Origin of the sequence: Burkholderia sp. Bp9140 (assembly GCF_003853425.1) — a bacterium.
Taxonomy (GTDB): domain Bacteria; phylum Pseudomonadota; class Gammaproteobacteria; order Burkholderiales; family Burkholderiaceae; genus Burkholderia.
In genome coordinates, this window is record NZ_QTPQ01000004.1 from 91,804 (window position 1) to 111,046 (window position 19,243).

General features: G+C 67.8%; 18 protein-coding genes. 13 read left to right on the forward strand and 5 right to left on the reverse strand.

The annotated features are described in order from the left end of the window. Window positions 1-327 precede the first annotated feature (327 nt). Window positions 328-1,206 carry a ferritin gene (locus tag DIE21_RS05000; RefSeq protein ID WP_059451551.1) on the forward strand — a complete coding sequence of 293 codons (879 nt, stop codon included), beginning with the start codon at window positions 328-330 and terminating at the stop codon, window positions 1,204-1,206. Between the two features lie 162 nt (window positions 1,207-1,368). Beyond that, window positions 1,369-1,854, forward strand: a complete 486-nt coding sequence (gene rfaE2, locus DIE21_RS05005; RefSeq protein WP_124496607.1) for a D-glycero-beta-D-manno-heptose 1-phosphate adenylyltransferase — start codon at window positions 1,369-1,371, stop codon at window positions 1,852-1,854. Window positions 1,855-1,870: 16 nt separating this feature from the next. On the opposite strand, the gene DIE21_RS05010 is transcribed toward rfaE2, so the two are convergent. The 3 genes from DIE21_RS05010 to DIE21_RS05020 form a co-directional block, all read right to left on the reverse strand. Next, window positions 1,871-2,122: a hypothetical protein gene (locus DIE21_RS05010; protein ID WP_124496609.1), complete on the reverse strand. Its 252-nt coding sequence runs from the start codon at window positions 2,120-2,122 to the stop codon at window positions 1,871-1,873. Window positions 2,123-2,349: 227 nt separating this feature from the next. Continuing rightward, window positions 2,350-3,138, reverse strand: a complete 789-nt coding sequence (locus DIE21_RS05015; protein ID WP_124496611.1) for a type III pantothenate kinase — start codon at window positions 3,136-3,138, stop codon at window positions 2,350-2,352. Next, window positions 3,135-4,055, reverse strand: a complete 921-nt coding sequence (locus DIE21_RS05020) for a biotin--[acetyl-CoA-carboxylase] ligase (RefSeq protein WP_124496613.1) — start codon at window positions 4,053-4,055, stop codon at window positions 3,135-3,137. Before DIE21_RS05020 ends, DIE21_RS05015 begins: the two co-directional genes overlap by 4 nt. Window positions 4,056-4,480: 425 nt before the next feature. Between DIE21_RS05020 and DIE21_RS05025 the strand changes: the two genes are divergently transcribed. Then, complete coding sequence (locus DIE21_RS05025; RefSeq protein WP_124496615.1) at window positions 4,481-4,990, forward strand: hypothetical protein; 510 nt, start codon at window positions 4,481-4,483, stop codon at window positions 4,988-4,990. Window positions 4,991-5,047: 57 nt separating this feature from the next. On the opposite strand, the gene DIE21_RS05030 is transcribed toward DIE21_RS05025, so the two are convergent. Continuing rightward, window positions 5,048-5,893: a tetratricopeptide repeat protein gene (locus DIE21_RS05030; RefSeq protein ID WP_124496617.1), complete on the reverse strand. Its 846-nt coding sequence runs from the start codon at window positions 5,891-5,893 to the stop codon at window positions 5,048-5,050. 14 nt (window positions 5,894-5,907) lie between these two features. After that, entirely contained in the window at window positions 5,908-7,974 is a 2,067-nt protein-coding gene (locus tag DIE21_RS05035) for a bifunctional 2',3'-cyclic-nucleotide 2'-phosphodiesterase/3'-nucleotidase (protein WP_124496619.1), read from the reverse strand. Window positions 7,975-8,301: 327 nt separating this feature from the next. On the opposite strand from DIE21_RS05035, the gene DIE21_RS05040 reads away from it, so the two are divergent. The 10 genes from DIE21_RS05040 to DIE21_RS05085 all read left to right on the forward strand — a co-directional run bounded on the left by DIE21_RS05040 (window position 8,302) and on the right by DIE21_RS05085 (window position 19,220). Continuing rightward, on the forward strand, window positions 8,302-9,426 hold the full coding sequence (locus DIE21_RS05040) for an ABC transporter permease (protein ID WP_124496620.1): 1,125 nt from the start codon (window positions 8,302-8,304) through the stop codon (window positions 9,424-9,426). Then, window positions 9,423-10,337: an ABC transporter ATP-binding protein gene (locus DIE21_RS05045; RefSeq protein ID WP_124496622.1), complete on the forward strand. Its 915-nt coding sequence runs from the start codon at window positions 9,423-9,425 to the stop codon at window positions 10,335-10,337. The genes DIE21_RS05040 and DIE21_RS05045 overlap by 4 nt, the downstream gene beginning before the upstream one ends. 24 nt (window positions 10,338-10,361) lie before the next feature. Further along, the gene (locus DIE21_RS05050; protein ID WP_124496624.1) at window positions 10,362-11,297 is read left to right on the forward strand and encodes an MlaD family protein; all 936 of its coding nucleotides are present in this window, start codon (window positions 10,362-10,364) and stop codon (window positions 11,295-11,297) included. Between the two features lie 89 nt (window positions 11,298-11,386). Further along, the gene (locus DIE21_RS05055; protein WP_124496626.1) at window positions 11,387-12,010 is read left to right on the forward strand and encodes an ABC-type transport auxiliary lipoprotein family protein; all 624 of its coding nucleotides are present in this window, start codon (window positions 11,387-11,389) and stop codon (window positions 12,008-12,010) included. 19 nt (window positions 12,011-12,029) lie between these two features. Continuing rightward, window positions 12,030-13,181 (forward strand): VanZ family protein, encoded by a 1,152-nt coding sequence (locus DIE21_RS05060; protein ID WP_124496628.1) that lies wholly within the window; start codon window positions 12,030-12,032, stop codon window positions 13,179-13,181. A 173-nt stretch (window positions 13,182-13,354) separates the two neighbouring features. Further along, window positions 13,355-13,672: a ferredoxin gene (locus DIE21_RS05065; protein ID WP_011353339.1), complete on the forward strand. Its 318-nt coding sequence runs from the start codon at window positions 13,355-13,357 to the stop codon at window positions 13,670-13,672. A gap of 13 nt (window positions 13,673-13,685) precedes the next feature. Further along, window positions 13,686-14,330 carry an alpha/beta hydrolase gene (locus DIE21_RS05070; protein WP_124496630.1) on the forward strand — a complete coding sequence of 215 codons (645 nt, stop codon included), beginning with the start codon at window positions 13,686-13,688 and terminating at the stop codon, window positions 14,328-14,330. Window positions 14,331-14,803: 473 nt separating this feature from the next. Then, complete coding sequence (locus DIE21_RS05075; protein ID WP_124496632.1) at window positions 14,804-16,357, forward strand: triacylglycerol lipase; 1,554 nt, start codon at window positions 14,804-14,806, stop codon at window positions 16,355-16,357. Continuing rightward, window positions 16,354-17,436, forward strand: coding sequence for a T6SS immunity protein Tli4 family protein (locus DIE21_RS05080; RefSeq protein WP_124496634.1), 1,083 nt, complete (start codon window positions 16,354-16,356; stop codon window positions 17,434-17,436). The genes DIE21_RS05075 and DIE21_RS05080 overlap by 4 nt, the downstream gene beginning before the upstream one ends. 467 nt (window positions 17,437-17,903) lie before the next feature. Continuing rightward, window positions 17,904-19,220, forward strand: a complete 1,317-nt coding sequence (locus DIE21_RS05085) for a D-alanyl-D-alanine carboxypeptidase family protein (RefSeq protein ID WP_124496636.1) — start codon at window positions 17,904-17,906, stop codon at window positions 19,218-19,220. The last annotated feature ends 23 nt before the right edge of the window (window positions 19,221-19,243 follow it).

Here is a 19,243-nt window from a genome sequence, read left to right on the forward strand (position 1 = left end):
TACACCATATCGAGCAGCCCGCCGGTCCGGCGGCCGCACGGGGTCCATCCGGGAACCGCGTGGCGCCGGGGTGGGCTCGCCACCGAGCCGGCCTGCGCCGGCCCCCACATCAGGCACGCGCGGCCGGTTCCGTTCGAGCGGAGCGGGGCTGCGGCGTGCCTCGAGGAGGCGGCGCGGCCGCCCGGCTGCCGGACGCGGAAACTGCGTCCGGGGGCTGGATTCACGCGTAAAATTAGAGTCTTGGCTGCAAAAAGCGCGCTCGCGCGCCTACGCGGCAACAGTCACGTTTAGAGAAGTCGCATTGCGCAGAACAGGGGTGGGACCATCATGAACACCATGCTTTATCCGGAACTTTACAGGTCGCTCGAAGCTGTCCGCTGGGACATGGAGAAGGACATTCCGTGGGACAAGTTCGACGCTTCGCTGCTCACCGACGAGCAGGCGAAGACGATCAAGATGAACGCGATCACCGAATGGTCGGCGCTGCCCGCGACGGAGATGTTCCTGCGCGACAACCAGCACGACAGCGACTTTTCCGCGTTCATGAGCGTGTGGTTCTTCGAGGAGCAGAAGCATTCGCTCGTGCTGATGGAATACCTGCGCCGCTTCCGGCCGGAAATGGTGCCGACCGAGGAAGAACTGCACGCGGTGCGCTTCGAGTTCGATCCGGCGCCGCCGCTCGAGACGCTGATGCTGCACTTCTGCGGCGAGATCCGCCTGAACCACTGGTATCGCTGCGCGGCAGACTGGCACACCGAGCCGGTCATCAAGCACATCTACGAAACGATCTCGCGCGATGAAGCGCGCCATGGCGGCGCGTACCTGCGCTACATGAAGAAGGCGCTGAACAACTGCGGCGACGTCGCGCGCGCGGCGTTCGCGAAGATCGGCGTGCTGATGGCGTCGGCGCGCCGCACCGAGAAGCCGCTGCACCCGACCAACCTGCACGTGAACCAAGCGCTGTTTCCGCGCGACACCGTGCAGTCGCGCCTGCCCGATCCGGAATGGCTCGAGCGCTGGCTCGACGAGCAGATCCGCTTCGACGGCGAGTGGGAAAAGAAGGTCGTCGAACGGATCCTGCACAACCTGTCGATCCTGTTCGAGCGCACGTTCGCGACCGCGCAGGAGCTGAACCGCTACCGCAAGGAAGTCACCGGCCGCCTGCAGTCCGAAAGCGGCCCGTCGTCGGCCGCGCAACCGGCCTGAGGCCGCGCGGCCGCGCAACCGGCGTGACGCTCCGCCGGTTGCGATCGTCGCGGTGAATTCCTGCATGAAGCCCGCCCGGCCATCCGGCGGGCTTTTTATCTGGCGCCGCCGTGTTCCGTCGCGACGTGCACCGCGCGCCGCATACGCCATCCGATACCCATCATGTCCGCTACCTTCGAACGCAAGCTGATCACCCGCGACGCCCTGGTTGCCCTGCGCGCTTCGCTGCCCTCGCCCGTCGTGTTCACGAACGGCGTGTTCGACATCCTGCACCGTGGCCACGTCACCTATCTCGCCGATGCGAAGGCGCTCGGCGCATGCCTGATCGTCGGCGTGAACAGCGATGCGTCGGTGCGCATGCTCGGCAAGGGCGACGACCGTCCGATCAACCGCGAGGACGACCGGATGGCGCTGCTCGCGGCGCTGGAGAGCGTCGACTGGGTCGTGAAGTTCGAGGAAAAGACGCCGGTGTCGCTGATCGAGGCCGCCCGTCCGGACATTCTCGTGAAAGGCGGCGACTACGACATGGACGTGCTGCCGGAATCGGCCCTCGTGCGCGGCTGGGGCGGTCGCGCGCTCGCGATTCCGTTCGAGCACGACCGCTCGACCACCGCGCTGCTGAAGAAGGTGCGCGCGCAGCAGTCCTGATGCGGGTGCCGCGCCGTCAGGGCGCGGATGCCGCGGACGCCGCGAGCGGCTCGGTCGTGACGGCCGGCGCGGCGATCGGACCGCCGATCACGGGCTGATCGGCCGCTTGCGCGAGCGGCATCGCATGCAGCGCATCGGGCCGCACCTGCCGGGACAGCACGCCCGGTTCGCGCGGGCCGGCCGCCGGCAGCGGCCCGAACACGCCGCGCACTGCCACGAACGCGAGCAGGTTCGCGAGAAAGAGAACAGCGATCAGCCAGCGCAGCATCGTCGACACTCCTCGTCGTGCTTCAGTCGTTCAACCGTTCAGTCGGGCCGGCCGCATGGCAGGTGTTGTCGTTGCAGCCGGCGATCGTTCGCGACGGCCGGGCCGCGTGAACGGCCGGCTGCCTGCACGGGCGCAAACACCGGCGCCCGATTTTCCATCCTCGACGTGACGAGGCCCGCGGCCGGGCATCCGTCGACGCGGCCGGCGCGATGCCGGCCGGTTTTTCGTCAATCCTGCGCCGCCGCTTCCGCGGCGATCAGCGCCAGTCCGGACAGGATCAGCGCGTCGTGCCTCGTATGCGGCAGCGTCAGCGCGCGCGCGACGTCGTCCGCCGCACCGCCTGCCAGCACGAGCCGCACGGGCGCCTGCCACGCATCGGCGAGATCGCGCCATGCGCGTTCGATCAGCCCTGCCTGCGCGTACAGGCAGCCCGCCGACAGCGAGCGCGGCGTATCGACCTGGAACGGCTCGGCCTGCGCGCCCGCGAGCAGCCCGCTCGCGATGTCGGTGGTCAGCGTCGGCAGCTGCGCGGTGTGCGTGCCGAGTGCGCGCATCATCAGCGCCCAGCCCGGCGCGATCAGCCCGCCGGTGAATCGACCGTCCGCGCGCAGCGCTTCGAGCGTCGTCGCCGTGCCGAACGTCGCGATCAGCAGATGCTCGCCCGGAAACGCCGCACGTGCGCCGATCAAGCCGGCCCAGCGATCGCTGCCAAGCTGTTCGGGCGTCGTGTAGCCGTTCGTCACGCCGCATTGCGCGGGCCGCGAGCGGATCGTCGTGCGCGGCAGGCCGGGCCAGCGGGCGTCGAGCAGCGCGTCGAGCCGTGCGGCCACGTCGGCGCCCGCGACGTTCGAGATCCATGCGCCATGTGGACGCGGCAGGGCCGACCAGTCGGGATCGGCGCCGCCGTCGCGCGCATGGCCGAACGCGCCGGTCTCGACGAGCGTGCGCTGCGCGTCGGCGAGCGCCCACTTGATCCGGCTGTTGCCGGCGTCGATCAGCAGATGCGGTTCGCTCATTGCGCTTCGCGCAGCGACACGTCGCCGGCCGCGATCGCCTGTACGCCATCGGGTGTATCGAGCAGCAACTGGCCGGTCGCGTCGATGCCCGTCGCGATGCCGCGCACGCGTTCGACGCCCTGTTCGAGCAGCACGACTTCGCGTCCCGCGTACGCGTGCAGCGCATGCCAGCGCGGCAGGAACGGCGCGAGCCCGTCAGTGCCGAACTGCGTGAGTGCGGGCGTGAGCGCGTTCAGCGCCGCGGCGAGCGTATCGGTGAGGTTGGCCGATGCGCACGCGGCCGACAGCGCGGCCGGCGGCAGCCCGCTCGCGAGCGACGCTTCGCGCGCGCGCAGCGCGTCGACCTGCGCGGCGACCGCTTCCGCGCCGCGCACGTTGATGCCGAAGCCGATCACGACGGCGGTCGCGTCGGCGGTGGTCCAGACGGTTTCGATCAGGATCCCGGCGAGCTTGCCGACGATGCGCGACGTGCCGTCGTCGGTGGCCGTCAGCAGCAGGTCGTTCGGCCATTTGAGCGCGACGCGCGTGCGGGCGTCGAGCGGCAGCGCGGCGAGCCCTTCCGCGAGCGCGACGCCGATCGCGATGCTGAGGCCGCCGAGCGCGTCGACCGGGCGCGGCACGATGCAGCCGACCGAGCACAGCAGCGCGTTGCCGGGCTGCGCGAACCACGGACGGCCCTGCCGTCCGCGACCGGCCGTCTGCTCGAACGCGACGCGCACGAGCGGCGCGGGCAGCGCGTTCGCGGTGCGCGGCAGCGCCTTCAGGCGCGTCGCGACGTCGGCGTTGGTCGAGCCGGTGGCGGCGACGATGTCGAGCGGCCACGCGCGCGGCGCGGCGTCCAGGTGCGCCTCGAGCCGGTTGCGCGCGATGTGCGCGTCGCCGGAGTCGGGCGTGTCGGAGGAGGTGGGGGCGTTCATGGCGCCTATTGTAGCGACAGGGTGACGGGATCGTACCGGGAACGGAGCCGGGCAGCGGCGTCGCGGCGTGTTGCCAAACTGCGAGCCGGCGTCCTGCCAGACCACGGCCTCGTTGCTGTTTCGTCTGCTTGATTCGGCATCGTCGAGCACCGGCGCGCCGGTGTCTTGATATTCCCGATCGGCGAGACTAGGTTCGATATATCCGCACCGGCGCCGTGTTTCGACGGGCTTGCCCGCAGCGACGCAGGTGAGCCGGAGGGCGTCAGGCCGTTCTCGTTGCTGTTGCATCGAGGGAAAAGACGATGACGCGCGCATGTCGGCGATTGTCGGAGTCGGTCGCGTCGGCGCGCTCGGCGGTTCGTTCCGGAACTTCGCATACGCAACCGGTATTGACGCGGCGGCAGACCGCTTTCAAGGAGGTCGCCATGCAACTTCACATGCATTCGCATCATTACGTGCACCGCATGCCGGATTGGCGCGCAGCCGTGATCGGCGGGGGCGTCGCGGGTGCCGCGATCCTCGTCGCCGAGATCGTCGAGGCGGTTATCGTCGGACAAGGCGCATGGGCGCCGCTGCGCATGATCGCGGCAATCTACTTCGGCGAGGACGCGCTTGCGCCGTCGGCCACGTTCGAAGTGGGGATCCTGCTCGCGGCGCTGGGCGTGCACGCCGCGTTGACGATCGTGTTCGGGCTGATCCTGGCGGTGATCGCCGCGCCGTTCAGCCTGGATTCGAGCATCGGGATGGCGACGCTGGCGGGCGCCGCGTTCGGCCTGCTGCTGTACGTCGTCAACTTCTACGCAATGACGCAATTTTTCCCGTGGTTCGCCGACGCACGAGGCTGGGTGAGTGCGCTCGATCACGTCGCGTTCGGGCTGATTGCATCCCACGTCTACCGGAGCGTGGAGCGACGCGCGCAGGATCTCGCCGCCTGAGGGGCGCGGGCGGCGGCGACTGGCCGGACGACGCGTCGTCCGGCCAGTCGACCGTCGTCACGGCGCCACGACCGGATGCTTCAGTGCATGCGCGGTCTCGATCCACTGTGCGTGGAATTCGTCCGCGTCGGGCCGCAGCCCCAGCTCGCCGTTGCGATACGCCATCGCGAGCGTCTGCACGGCTTCCGGCAGCTCATGCCCGGCGGCGCGCCGGTACAGCGCCAGCGCGCGCGCCTCGTCGCGCGGCACGCCGCTGCCGTCGCGGTACGCGTTCGCGAGCATGAAATCCGCGGCCGGGATGTCTGCGCGCGACGCGATCTCGAACCAGTGCGCGGCCTGCACGGGATCGGCGGCCGTGCCGTAGCCGCTGCGATAGATCAGCCCGAGGTAATACGCGGCCGCCGGATCGCCTTGACCTGCCGCTGCGCCGAGCAGCGCGCGGGCGCGTACATAGTCCTTCGGGATGTCGCCGCTGCCGAGCAGCAGCGCCTTGCCGAGCGCGAGCCGCGCGCGCCGCGCGGCCGGCGCATCCGCTTGGCCTGCCGCCTGCGCGGCGGTTTCCAGCCAGCCGCGGCCCTCGTCGCGCAGCCCGGGCTCGCGCGCCTCGACGAGCGCGATGCCGAGCGCCGCCTGCGCGTCGCCCGAACCGCGGCGTGCGAGGGTGCGCAACTGCGCGAGCGCGTGCGGCTCGACAGCCTGCGCGACCATCGCCTGCCACTCGTCGAGCTGCGCGGCGCTCGGCGCGGGGCCGGCGGCGCGCCAGCCGGTCGCCGCGACGAGGGCCGCGACGGTCACGGCCGCCGCCGCGAGCAAGGCGGCCGGCGGGAGCTTCGTGCGCAGCAGGCGCCGCGCGGCGGCGGTGAGGCCGGCCTCGGCCGGCCGCATCGTCCTGATCGGTTGCATTGCGGGTCTCATGGTCATTGCGTGAGGTCGATCTCGTAGATGGCGAGGTTCTTGCCCGAGCCGTCGTCGGCCGCGACCTGCGTGAGGCCGCTCAGGCCGGCCGCCGCCGCGTCGCCGAGTCGATTCGGCGCGGACGTGAACTGCACGTGCGCGACCGAGCTCGCGAGCTTCGTGAAGCGCCAGCTGCGCTGCGCGCCGTCCGCCGCGCGCGTGATCGCGCCGCGCTTCTTGATGAACGCGATCAGCACGTCGCGGTTCGCATCGGGCGACGCGAAGATCGTCTTGCTGCCGTCGAGGCCCGGGAAGTTGCCGCCGCCGCTCGCACGGTAGTTGTTGGTCGCGACGATGAACTGCGCGTTCGGGTCGAGCGGCGCGCCCTTGTACGTCAGGTTCCTGATCCGGCTGCCGACCGGCTGCGTGACGTCGATCTCGTACGCAAGGTCGGCCGACGTGAACATGTCGAAGTTGTAGCCGGGGAAGCTGCTGACGAGCGGCTGCACGGTCGCCTTGGCCGGGTCGATCGTGTTGAAGCGCTTCGCGGCCGTCTCGAGCCAGTTCTTCACGTCGGCGCCGCTCACCTTCACCGCGTAGACGGTATTCGGATACAGGTACAGGTCGGCCGCGTTGTTGATCGCGAGCGCGCCCGGCGCGACGTCGGTGTAGTCGCTGCCGCCGCCGAAGCCGCTCTTGAACGGCGCGCTGACCGACAGCACCGGCAGCGACGCGTATTGCGGCAGGTTCGCCTGCACGTAGGTCTTCACGTAGTCGGCCTGCGCCTCGTTGACGATCTGGATCGCGCCCGGATCGCCGACGTCCGCGAAGTACGAGTTCATCCGGTAGTCGGTCGAGCCGATCGGCGTCTTCACGTAGTCGATCGTCGCCTGGTGCTCGGCCGCGATCGCGGCGGACACCGACGGGTCGGCGGCCACGTAGGTCTTGTCGGCGTTCTGGATCGGCCGCGCCTCGACGGTCGTCTGCGACTTGTCGACGCTCCATGCCTTGCCGTCGAACTTCAGGCCGAGCTTGATCACGCCGAGATGCTTGCCCCAGTAGTTGGCCATCACGGTCGGCACGCCGTTGACGGTGCCCTTGACCTTGTCGACGCCCGGCAGGTTGAACTGCGGCACGGTGCTCTTCGCGTCCGGGAACACCTGGTGCGAGTGGCCGATCAGCATCGCGTCGATGCCGGGCACGGTCGACAGCCACCAGCTGCCGTTTTCCATCGTCGGCGAGTACGCGGAATTGTCGAGGCCGCCGTGCGAGATCGCGACGACGAGATCGGCGCCCTTCGCGCGCATCTCCGGAATGTACTTCTCGGCCGCTTCCTTCAGGCCGGTCGTGTAGACCTTGCCGTCGAGCCAGCGCTTGTCCCAGTTCATGATCGCGGGCGGCGTGAAGCCGATGATGCCGACCTTCACCGGCGCGCTGACCGTCTTGCCGTCGGGGGTGACGGCCGTCACCGTGCGGGTCAGGATCGTGTACGGCGTGAACAGCGGCGCGTTGGTCTTCGCGCTGATCACGTTCGCGAGCACCTGCGGGAAGTTCGGGCCGGCGCACTTCTTCTGCTGCGCGGGGGCGGGCAGCCCGTCGACGTCGAACGTGTTGCCGGTCACCTGCGACAGGTACGGCAGCCCGTAGTTGAATTCGTGATTGCCGATCCCGCCGCCGTCGAACTTCGCGGCGTTCATCACCTTGTAGATCGCGAGCGTCTGGTCGCAGCCGAGCGGGTTCACGAGCGCCTGGTAGTCGGACAGCGCGGTGCCCTGGATCGTGTCGCCGTTGTCGAGCAGCAGCATGTTCGGGTACTGCGCGCGCGCCTGCGCGATCAGCGTCGACACGCGCTCGAAACCGAGCGAGTTGTCGGCGGCGAGCTTGAAATAGTCGTACGAGAGTACGTTGGTGTGCAGGTCGGTCGTTTCGAGCAGCGCGAGCGTGGCGGCAGTGCCGGCGGGCGCCTGGGCCTGCGTCTGCGACGACGGAGCGGTGACGTCGTCGCCGCCGCAGCCGGCGAGGGCGAAGGCGAGGCTGGCGAGCGCGGCGGCGGTCGCCTCGCGACGGCGGAAAGGCGGGGGGAGACGCATCGGTTGTCCTGTTCGGTGTTCTGTTTTGTGAAATTCGCGGTGCGCGACGAAATGGCGGCGCGGGCGCCGACGGCCTGACGTGCGGCGCGTGAGAGTATCGAAAGGAAACGTGACGGAAGAATGAAAGGTCGCGCGCCGGACCATCGGCCGGGCCGATGGCGAGCGCCGCCCCGCCCCGGCACGGAGCACGCGCCGGCAGTCCGGTGCCATCGCCGGGCACCCCCGGTCACGCGCCCCGGGCCAGGCGCCCACACGGAAATCCTCACGTCGCGGCGCCGGGCGGTTCGCTACAATGGCCGCTGTCATCCTTTTGCAAACAATCCGCCCTTGGACTTCGAGACTCCTCCCGGCCTGTCGGTCGACGCCGGCGGCCAGGGTCAGACGGTGCGCCTGTACGGCCAATGGACCGCACTCGCGCTCGCGCGCAACCGCGGCGCGGTCGCGCGCCGCGTCGCGGGCATCGCGTCCGGGCGCGTGAGCGAATGGGACCTGTCCGGCATCGAACGGCTCGACCACGTCGGCGGCCAGGCGCTGTGGCGCGTGTGGGGCCGCAAGCTGCCGGCCGGCGTCGCGCTGACCGCCACGCAGCGCACCATCTTCGAGCGGATCGAACGCCTCGACAGCCAGCGCGAGGCGCCCGAGCGCGTCGTGCGGTTCGATCCCGTCACGCGCCTCGGCCAGGCGATCTTCTCATTCGGCGAACACCTGCAGGGCGGCATCGCAATGTTCGGCCTCGTGATCCTCGACGCGCTGTCGGTGCTGCGCCGTCCGCAGACGATGCCGTGGAAGGAAACCTCGGCGAACATCTACAGCGCCGGCGCGCAGGCGCTGCCGATCACCGCGCTGGTCGCGTTCCTGATCGGCATCGTGCTCAGCTACCTGTCCGCGCAGCAGCTGCAGATGTTCGGCGCGAACCGCTACATCGTGAACATCCTCGGGCTGTCGGTGATCCGCGAGCTTGGGCCCGTGCTGTCGGCGATTCTCGTCGCGGGCCGCTCGGGCTCGGCGATCACCGCGCAGATCGGCGTGATGCGCGTGACCGAGGAGCTCGACGCGATGCGCGTGATGGGCATCCCGCACGGGCTGCGGCTGATCCTGCCGCGCGTGCTCGCGCTCGGCGTCGCGATGCCGCTGCTCGTGATGTGGACCAACATCATCGCGCTGACGGGCGGCGCGCTGGCCGCGAAGCTGGTGCTCGGGATCGACGTCAATTATTTCGTGCGCTCGCTGCCGGGCGTCGTGCCGATCGCGAACCTGTACATCGGCGTCGGCAAGGGGGTCGTGTTCGGCATGCTGATCGCGCTGGTCGCATGTCATTTCGGTTTCCGGATCAAGGCGAACTCGCAGAGCCTCGGCGAAGGCACGACCACCTCGGTCGTCTCGTCGATCACGGTCGTGATCCTCGCCGACGCGGTGTTCGCGATCCTGTTCCAGAACGTGGGGTTAGGATGAGCGCGTCAAACGAAACCGCCGCGCATGCCGCGGCAGTCGGCGCAGGCTCGGCCGGCACGCCGCCGGACGCCGCCGCGCACGGCGACGAATTCGTGATCGAGGTGCGTAACCTGACGAAGCGCTACGGACGCAACATCATTCACCAGAAGCTCGATTTCGACGTGCGGCGCGGCGAGATCGTGTCGATCGTCGGCGGCTCCGGCTCGGGCAAGACGACGCTCGTGCGGCAGATCCTCGGCCTCGAGCGGCCGACTTCGGGCACGATCAAGGTGTTCGGCGAAGACACGTCGAAGATCGACGCCGCGAGCGCACGGATGATGCGCACGCGCTCCGGGATGCTGTTCCAGCAGGGCGCGCTGTTTTCGTCGATGACCGTGTTCGACAACGTCGCGCAGCCGCTGCGCGAGCTCGGCCGCGTGCCGCCCGACCTGCTGCACGATATCGTGATGCTGAAGCTCGAGATGGTCGGGCTGCCGTGCAAGCACGCATCGAAGATGCCGGCCGCGCTGTCGGGCGGGATGGTGAAGCGGGTCGGCATCGCGCGTGCGATCGCGCTCGAGCCCGAGCTGCTGTTCCTCGACGAGCCGACCGCCGGCCTCGACCCGCAGGCGTCCGACGAATTCGTCGAGCTGATCGCGACGCTGCACCGCACGCTCGGGCTGACGGTCGTGATGGTGACGCACGACCTCGACACGATGGTCGCGCTGTCGACGCGCGTCGCGGTGTTGGCCGACCGCAAGGTGCTGGTCGCGGCACCCGTCGAGGACGTCGCGAACGTCGACCATCCATTCATCCACGAATATTTCCTGGGGCTGCGCGGGCGCCGCGCGCTGCAGGCGCTGCCGCCCGAGCGGCGCGCGAAGCTGCCGAAGGCGGCCCTCGAACCGGCGTCGTCGAGCGTCGAGCTGTAACAGGCAAGGACAAGGAACCCTCTGATGGAAAACAAATCACATGCGTTCTGGGCCGGCCTGTTCACGATCGCGCTGACGCTGGCGATCGCGGGCACCGTGTTCTGGTTCAACGTCGACCGCACCGTGCGCGTGCCGTACGACCTCCTCGCGCGCACCAACGTGACGGGCCTGTTCCCCGATGCGGCCGTGCGCTTTCGCGGCCTCGACGTCGGCAAGGTGCAGTCGATCGGCTTCGACCGCACGCATCCGGGCCAGATCCGGATCCGGATTCTGGTCGACCACGACGCGCCGATCACGCAGTCGACCTACGGCAGCCTCGGCTTCCAGGGCGTGACGGGCATCGCGTTCGTGCAGCTCGAGGACACGGGCCAGGACCTGGCGCCGCTGCCGTCGTCGCCGAAGGCGATCGCGCAGATCCCGATGCGGCCGAGCCTGTTCGACCAGATCCAGGAGCGCGGCGACGTGCTGCTGCGGCAGCTCGAGCAGGCGGCGAAAAGCGCGAACGCGCTGATGTCGCCGGAGATGCGCGAGCAGTTGCGCGCGACGGCCGAAAGCCTGCAGCACGCGGCGGACGGCGCGGCGACGCTGTCGAAGCAGCTCGCGCCGGCGGTGGCCGCGCTGCCGGAGACGATGCACGCGGTCAATCGCACGATGGCGTCGGCGAACACGCTACTGCAGCCGAACGGGCCGCTCGTGTCGAACCTGGACAAGGCCGGCTCGGCCGCGGAGCAGGTCGGCGTCGCGCTGAACGACCTGAACGCGCGGGTCCAGTACGACACGCTGCCGCGTTTCAACGCGCTGGCCGGCAGCGTCGGCGACGCGTCGCGGCAACTGAAGGACGTCGCCGGTGAACTCGGCCGCAACCCGCGCAGTCTGTTGTTCGGTTCGCCCGGCTCCGAGCCCGGACCCGGCGAAGCGGGCTTCGTCTGGCCGGGGGCGGGTGCGGCGGCCGGGAAGTGAAGCGGATCGCCGGCCCGTCGATCGACCGGCCCGGCGCGAAACCGGGCAATGACGCCATCGAAACCGGAAACATCATGCAGGAACATGCCATGCCACGAATTCTTGATCGCGCGCTGCGTCAGGCCGCGACCGCGCTCGCGATGCTGACGCTCGTGCTCGCCGCCGGCTGCGCCGGCAACGGCGCGGCGCTGTCGAACGTCCGCTACGACCTCGGGCCGGCCGCGTCGGTCGTGACGGCCGGCGCGGGCCCCGCGCTGAAGGTGCTCGACGTCGCCGCGCCCGACGCGCTCGACACGGACAAGTTCGTCTACCGTCTCGCGTATGCGGATGCGCAGCGCATGGCCGTCTATCGCGACAGCCGCTGGACCGCGCCACCCGCGCAACTGCTCACGCAGCGGCTGCGCGGCGCGCTGTCGTCGCGCGGCGCGGTGCTCGAAGGCTCCGACGGCGTGCGCGCACCGACGCTGAAGGTCGATCTGAACGAATTCGAGCAGGTGTTCGACGGACAGTCGCAGAGTCACGGCGCGGTCACCGCGCGCGCGACGCTGACGCGGGACGGCAAGGTGCTCGGCCAGCGCACGTTCGTCGCGCGCGCGCCGTCGAGCACGCCCGATGCGGCCGGCGGCGCGCGTGCGCTCGCGGCCGCGAGCGACGAGCTCGTGTCGCAGATCGCCGCGTGGGTCGGCGTGCAGGCGTACGCGGGCAACCCGTGACGCGCGACGCACAGCCGCGATGAGCACGCCAGGCACGCCGCGCGCGTCGGCGCTGGCGCGGCAGGCGTTCGCCGCGTACGCGGCGCTCATCGTCTATGCATCGCTGTATCCGTTCGCCGGCTGGGTGTCGCTCGGCATCGGGCCGTTCGACTACCTGTTCGCGCCGATGCAGCGCTATGTGACCGCGTTCGACGTGGTCACCAATGTGCTCGGCTACATGCCGTTCGGCGCACTCGGCGTGCTCGCGCTGCATCCGCGCTGGCGCGGCGTGGCCGCGACGCTGATCATGGGGGGCCTGGGCGTGCTGCTGTCGGGATCGATGGAGGCGCTGCAGACCTACCTGCCGGCGCGCATCGCGTCGAATCTCGATCTCGCGGCCAACGCGCTCGGCGCGCTGCTCGGCGCGGCGCTCGCGGCACCGGCCACCGGCGCGCTGCTCGACCGCGGCGCGCTGCGGCGGCTGCGCTTCGCGTGGTTCGAGGCCGACGGCGCGACGCCGCTGCTGCTCGCCGTGCTGTGGCCGTTCGCGATCCTGTTTCCGTCGCCGTTCCTGTTCGGCATCGGCGATTGGCCGGCCGCGCTGTGGGAACGCGCCGACGGCTCGATGCAGGGCGCGCTGCTCGCGTGGCTGCCGGCCGCGTGGCGCGTAAGCGAATGGCCCGAGCGCGTCGATGGCTGGCTGTCCGACTCCGCGTGGGAAGCCACGCTCGGCGGACTGATGCTGTTCGCCGCGCTGGCGATCGCGTCGCTCGCGATGCGCGCCCGCGCGCCGCGCGTGCGGCTCCTGATCGCGTTCGTCGCGGCGACGCTCGCGCTGAAGGCGGCCGCGACCTTCATGCAGTCGAGCACCGGCCTCGTCGTCGTATGGGCGACGCCCGGCGCGCGGCTCGGCATCGAGCTCGGCTTCGCGGCGGCACTGCTCGCCTTGCGCATGCCGGCCGCGTGGCGCGCGCTGCTCGCGGCGCTCGCGCTGCTGGCCGGCGTGGCGCTCGTCAACCTGCTGCCCGTCAACCCGTTCTTCGACTTCACGCTGTCGGGCTGGCGGCAGGGCCGCTACGTGCACTTCAACAGCATCGCGCGCTGGCTCGCGTGGATCTGGCCCTACGCGGCGCTGATCTGGCTCGGCCAGCGGGTCGAGCACGCGTGGCTGCCGGCCGCGCTGCGGCGCTGACGCGGCAGGCGGGGCAGGCGGGGCAGGCGGGGCAGGGCGGCAGGGCGGCCACGGCCCGGTCGCGGGCAGCGGTGCGCGCCGGTCGTTATAATCGTCCGCATCCTCCATTGCCCCGCGCAACGGCAACCGCTTCTCTTTCCGCCCGGCCCCGCGCCGGGCCGCTCGTCACCACCATGGATTCCTACTACCAGCACCACGTCTTCTTCTGCCTGAACCAGCGCGAACCGGGCGCCGAGCGTCCGAGCTGCGCGCAATGCGATGCGCAGTCCATGCAGGAATACGCGAAAAAGCGCGTGAAGGAACTCGGCCTCGCGGGGCCCGGCAAGGTCCGCATCAACAAGGCCGGCTGCCTCGACCGCTGCGAGGAAGGGCCCGTGATGGTCGTGTATCCGGAAGGCACGTGGTACACGTACGTCGACCAGGCCGACATCGACGAGATCGTCGAATCGCACCTGCGGGACGGCAAGGTCGTCGACCGCCTGAAGATCTGAGCGGGCCGGCCGAATGAACGTTCATACGCAGAAGTCGCTGATCGCCGGCCCGGTCGGGCAGATCGAAATCGCGGTCGACCTGCCGGACGCCGTGCGCGAAGGCAGCGCCGCGCCGCGCGGGATCGCGCTCGTCGCGCACCCGCATCCGCTGTTCGGCGGCACGATGGACAACAAGGTCGCGCAAACGCTCGCGCGCACGCTGGTCCAGCTCGGCTACGTGGTGTTCCGGTCGAACTTCCGCGGCGTCGGCGCGACCGACGGCGTGCACGACAACGGCATCGGCGAGGCCGACGACCTGCTCGCGGTGCTCGCGCACATGCGCGCGCAGCCGGCCTATGCGGACCTGCCGCTCGTGCTCGCGGGCTTCTCGTTCGGCACCTTCGTGCTATCGCATGTCGCGAAGCGGCTGCGCGACGCGGGCGAGGCGATCGAGCGGATAGTGTTCGTCGGCACCGCCGCGAGCCGCTGGCAGGTCGCCGACGTGCCCGAGAACACGCTCGTGATCCACGGCGAAACCGACGACACGGTGCCGATCGGATCGGTCTACGACTGGGCGCGGCCGCAGGAACTGCCGGTCGTCGTGATCCCCGGCGCCGAGCATTTCTTCCACCGCAAGCTGCACGTGCTGAAGCGCATCATCGTCGACGCGTGGCGGTAGGCGCTATAGCGACCTGCATTTGAAGCCGACCGTGCTTGCAATCGACGTTGTTTCCTGTTTGAAGCAGCGGTAACTAATCGAAGCCGTGTGCTCGGATTGTCGGCAACCGTGCGCGAATTCCATTTTCGCGCGTTCACATTTGTTTGCAGTTTGCCTTCGCGAACACCTCGCGCTGCAGGGAAGCGGCGATTAAAGGCTGCATTCGCGTAACCGAGCACGTCCCGACAAGGACTTGCAGTGAGTCTAACTGATTAAATTCGTATCGGGGTATTGGCCGTCGTCGAAACAGTGCGTACCCAATCAACTCGCGACCTCAATATTTATCTGATGAAAATCCCGTATAGTCAGCCGCAGCTAGATGGAGGCCAATTCCAGGCGCCTTTTATGGGTTCGTGAGGTATCCCGACCAGGTCCGCAGGCGTCCATCCAACCACTGGTTGTTGAACTGCGCGCGGATATAGGAGATACCGACATTGGCGACACAGGCACGCATCATCCCACCCAAGATTGCCGACGACGGATCGCTTCACTATTCATCAATTGCGTCGACGCCGGACGACAGCATTGCTGTCTGTCACATGGTCCCGGACAGGGTGATTCCCGTGGTCTTCGTGCCGGGCGTCATGGGAACGAATCTGGAAACGAGGGGGCACAATCCGCTCTGGTTACTGGATAGCACAACGACGGCCGCGCCCTGGATGACAAGAAAACCAAAGGAGCGCAAGCAGCTTCTCGATCCAGACAAGACCCAGGTTTACGGCGGAGGCAAAATCGCCCCCGGCACGCCACAGACGGAAGCTGAGTTGCGCCGACGCGGTTGGGGCGAAGTGGCGTACATGAGCTATGGCGAGTGGCTAGTGTGGCTCGAAAACGCGCTGAACGATGTGCATGCGGGCACGGACTATGGCCGTAAGGGCTTGCGAGAGAGCCTGTGCCACATCGTCACGCCCGGTCTGGAAAAGCTGCAACGCGACGAGGTGGCACTGTCCTACAAATACCAGTTTCCGGTCCATGCCGTCGGCTACAACTGGCTGCAATCGAACGCCGTGTCGGCGGCCCGCCTGTCTGCTCGGATTGATGAAATCACGGCCTGGTACCGAAAGCAGTTCAACTACCGCTGTGACAGGGTCATCCTAGTCACCCATTCGATGGGCGGACTGGTGGCCCGCTACTACTCGGAAGTCATGGGCGCGCGCGACAAGGTGTTGGGTGTTGTGCACGGCGTGATGCCTGCCACGGGGGCCGCGGCGACTTATAAACGGATGAAGACGGGAACGGAAGGCGTAGCGGGGCTGGCGTTGGGGCCGACCGCCGCCGCCATGACCGCGGTGCTCGGCAATGCGCCGGGCCCGTTACAACTGTTGCCCAGCCGCGATTACGGTATGGGCTGGCTGCAGATCAGGGACGTTGACCGGTTCGTTGCCTTGCCGGCATCCGATCCGTACAGCGAAATCTATACCGCACGTGGTACTTGGTGGGGACTGTGCGATGACCAGTTGCTCAATCCGCTCGATCCCACCAAGAAGACCATCGATCAGGATTGGGATGCGTTTGCCCGCCTAATAGTCAAGCAGGTTCAGCCATTCCACGACGACATCAGCGGCAGGTATCACGCCAACACCTATGCGTTTTACGGTGACGACGAAAAGCACAAGGCATACGGCAATGTCACGTGGGCGCAGCAGACGCCACCGCTGCTGCGCGGTGGCGTTCCGCCGATGACCGACCTGCTCGGACCGCGCGGTACTGAAGACCCAGCGACCGGCGGTCAACTGGTCAAGACGACGCTCGATGGAAAAGCCTCATTTTCCAAGTTCGTCCCGCGGGATGCCGACGAGCATGGCGATGGCACGGTGCCGGTGCGTTCGGGCCGCGCGCCGGGCCATCAAGTCCGCGCCTGCGCAGCCTTCGCAGGTATCGAGCACGAAGGAGCCTACAAGCTGGACGCGACCCGACACTTTACGCTTCACGCCATTACACGCATCGTGCAAAGCGTGAAGGGCACGGCGCTGGACTACAAGGCATGAGGAAAACGCCTGCAACACTCGCTGTTGCCTGCCTGATATTGACCGTTGCCGCGTGCGATCATAAGGCGGCACCGCTGAGCCAACAGGAAAAGCAAACTGTGACTGAATTGACTGCGAATATGAAAACGCGGTGTGTGGGCCGCTATCTGATCGACATGCCGGGGGAAGTCGTGGAATCCGGCTCCGCAAAGCTACAGGGCGTCCGCATCGAGGCAAAGGCGATGACGGAAGACGCCTGGCGACAAGAAATTACTCAACGTCAAACAGTGTTAAAAACTGTCGAGAATAATTATCCGAAGCCATATCTGTATGCAGTTGGCCAAGCTCGCGGGAAAGACACTTACTACTTCATTTATCGTGACACCGTCGTTGACTCTCCTGCGACGCGATACATCGAAGCATACAAGTGGAATCGTGGGTATCGCTTCTTGCTGAAAATTGAAGCGTCGGACTTCCTCCATCCAGACCAAACGGACAATCCCATCGTCAAGCAGTTCGACGTGAAGAATGATGTTCCTGAGAAAACAAACCTCGTGTTCAATCTGTTGGAAAAACTGCGTGGCCGCTCTCCGGACGAGATTCCGACTGAGCCGGGAGTGTGCTTTGCCGGCGGATTTCTGCCCGCGCCAGCGGGCAGCAACGAAGAAGTGAATACCCAGTTCAGCCTGGATCATATGCAGGACGTGCGCTTCAGTCTGTTCACTTCGCCAGACTTTCTTGATGACACGACCGTACTCCGGCATGCCGACAGCGCCGAGGCGCGTACAGCACTCAAAGCAATGGACGGCACGGACGTGCGTAAGGGGATGGTGGAATTGTCCGGCCTGAAGGCTACGGAATGGTTGTTCGAGGGGCTGAAGCCCGGAGGCGGGCGCGGCGACACCTTCTCAATTGCGGTTAATGAAACTACCAGCAAACCTGCTGCGCCATACGTTTCAATGGAGCTCAGCACCGGAGGGCAGGTGCAAATCCAAGGAGAACTTATGAAGCTCGATAAGGGGTCTCTTACCACCAACGAAGCCGTCGCGCTGTGGGATATGATGTCGAGAACCCTCCGACTTAGGCTTTGTGCGCTGTAATTCTGATTCTGCCAGTTGCAGTTATTTCGAGTAGAAACCGCGTCGATTTGCAAGTACGGTCGGTTTCAAATGCAAGTCACTACAGCTAGGCGGCCCAACCCGACTTGCACGCCGCCTGCACGCGCCTTTCGCGCGCCTTCGATCATCACGCAGGCCCGAACGGTCCCGCTATCCTCCCGAAGCCGGTATGCGGCCGTCCGACGCACGGTTCGCGAAAACGCCCTGCGCGGCCACGTATAATGGCCGCATTTCGCGTCGCCCGCGGCCCGGCTGGGCCCATGCGGCGCTCGTTTCGCCGCCTGTCCGCCCGCTCGCGACGGCCGCGAACCGAACGCGTCCGCACGAGTCCAACCGGCGCGTTTCGCGCCGTCCGACGCAGTCGGACGAACGCCGGAACGCCCGCCGCCTTGCCGTTCAACCCCTGCGCGTTTCGCGCCCGCACTTTCTGCCACCAGCCTGAATCGATCATGCGTCTGTCTCCCCAAGGCCTCAAGTCCCTCGCTTCTTCCATCGCCTTCGGCACCGCCGCGCGCAACGTCGCGCTGGGCGTGATGCTGCCCGTCGCGCTCGCGTCGACGATCGTCGTCGCCGAGGCGAAGCCGGCCGCCAAGGCCAAGGCCGCGCATGCGGCGCCGGCCGCCGCCGCCGAGCAGTTCACCGGCGCGCCCGCGACCTTCATGCCGGGCGCGGTGCCGCCGCCGGGCGTGAACGCACGCTCGTGGGTGCTCGTCGATGCGACGAGCAACACGGTGCTCGCCTCGGGCAACGCCGACGAACGCGTCGAGCCTGCCTCGCTGACGAAGCTGATGACGGCCTACCTGGTGTTCGAGGCGCTCGACAAGAAGAAGATCTCGATGGAGCAGATCGTCACGCCGAGCGCCGCCGTGCGCCGCGTCGGCACCGACGAGTCGCGCATGTTCATCGAGGCGGACAAGCCGGTGTCGGTACACGACCTCGTGTACGGGATGATCATCCAGTCGGGCAACGACGCCGCGATCGCGCTGGCCGAACTCGTCGGCGGCAGCGAAGGGCAGTTCGTCACGCTGATGAACGACGAGGCGCAGCGTCTCGGCATGAAGGGCACGCACTTCGCCGACGTGAACGGCATGCCCGACCCGAACCACTACACGACGGCCGGCGACCTCGCGAAGCTGTCCGCACACCTGATCCGCGATTTTCCGCAGTACTACGGCATCTTCTCGGAGAAGGAATTCAAGTACAACAACATCCGCCAGGGCAACCGCAACCGGCTGCTGTGGCTGGATCCGACGGTCGACGGCCTGAAGACGGGCCATACGCAGGCGGCCGGCTACTGCCTGATCGCATCGGCCAAGCGCGCGATCCCGGGCGTCGACGGCCAGCGCCGTCTCGTGTCGGTGATGATGGGCGAGCAGAAGGAAGGCGACCGCACGCAGGACAGCATGAAGATGCTGAACTACGGCTATAGCGCGTTCGACGCGGTGCGCCTGTTCAAGGGCGGCCAGGCGATGTCGACGCCGCGCATCTACAAGGGCAAGGAAAACACCGTGCCGGTCGGCGTGAAGGGCGACCAGTGGGCGACCGTGCCGCGCGGCCTCGGCGACAAGGTCAAGACGGAAGTCGACGTCAACGCGCCGCTGATCGCGCCGCTCGCGCAAGGCCAGCAGGTCGGCACCGTGAAGATCGTCGCCGACGGCAAGACGCTGTCCGAATTCCCGGTCGTCGCCCTGCAGGCCGTGCCGGAAGCGGGTATCTTCGGACGTATCTGGGACTCGATCCTGCTGATGTTCAGCAAGAAGAAGTAAGCGCGACGGGCCTTTGTTTTCAC

What these genes read in the sequence shown, in the direction of transcription:
- DIE21_RS05010 (WP_124496609.1), bottom strand. Translation starts at nt 2,122, where the DNA reads ATGCTGCGCTGGCTGATCGCTGTTCTCTTTCTCGCGAACCTGCTCGCG.
- DIE21_RS05065 (WP_011353339.1), top strand. Translation starts at nt 13,355, where the DNA reads ATGGATTCCTACTACCAGCACCACGTCTTCTTCTGCCTGAACCAGCGC.
- DIE21_RS05030 (WP_124496617.1), bottom strand. Translation starts at nt 5,893, where the DNA reads ATGCAACCGATCAGGACGATGCGGCCGGCCGAGGCCGGCCTCACCGCC.
- DIE21_RS05025 (WP_124496615.1), top strand. Translation starts at nt 4,481, where the DNA reads ATGCAACTTCACATGCATTCGCATCATTACGTGCACCGCATGCCGGAT.
- DIE21_RS05015 (WP_124496611.1), bottom strand. Translation starts at nt 3,138, where the DNA reads ATGAGCGAACCGCATCTGCTGATCGACGCCGGCAACAGCCGGATCAAG.
- DIE21_RS05035 (WP_124496619.1), bottom strand. Translation starts at nt 7,974, where the DNA reads ATGCGTCTCCCCCCGCCTTTCCGCCGTCGCGAGGCGACCGCCGCCGCG.
- DIE21_RS05060 (WP_124496628.1), top strand. Translation starts at nt 12,030, where the DNA reads ATGAGCACGCCAGGCACGCCGCGCGCGTCGGCGCTGGCGCGGCAGGCG.
- rfaE2 (WP_124496607.1), top strand. Translation starts at nt 1,369, where the DNA reads ATGTCCGCTACCTTCGAACGCAAGCTGATCACCCGCGACGCCCTGGTT.
- DIE21_RS05020 (WP_124496613.1), bottom strand. Translation starts at nt 4,055, where the DNA reads ATGAACGCCCCCACCTCCTCCGACACGCCCGACTCCGGCGACGCGCAC.
- DIE21_RS05000 (WP_059451551.1), top strand. Translation starts at nt 328, where the DNA reads ATGAACACCATGCTTTATCCGGAACTTTACAGGTCGCTCGAAGCTGTC.
- DIE21_RS05045 (WP_124496622.1), top strand. Translation starts at nt 9,423, where the DNA reads ATGAGCGCGTCAAACGAAACCGCCGCGCATGCCGCGGCAGTCGGCGCA.
- DIE21_RS05085 (WP_124496636.1), top strand. Translation starts at nt 17,904, where the DNA reads ATGCGTCTGTCTCCCCAAGGCCTCAAGTCCCTCGCTTCTTCCATCGCC.
- DIE21_RS05055 (WP_124496626.1), top strand. Translation starts at nt 11,387, where the DNA reads ATGCCACGAATTCTTGATCGCGCGCTGCGTCAGGCCGCGACCGCGCTC.
- DIE21_RS05080 (WP_124496634.1), top strand. Translation starts at nt 16,354, where the DNA reads ATGAGGAAAACGCCTGCAACACTCGCTGTTGCCTGCCTGATATTGACC.
- DIE21_RS05050 (WP_124496624.1), top strand. Translation starts at nt 10,362, where the DNA reads ATGGAAAACAAATCACATGCGTTCTGGGCCGGCCTGTTCACGATCGCG.
- DIE21_RS05070 (WP_124496630.1), top strand. Translation starts at nt 13,686, where the DNA reads ATGAACGTTCATACGCAGAAGTCGCTGATCGCCGGCCCGGTCGGGCAG.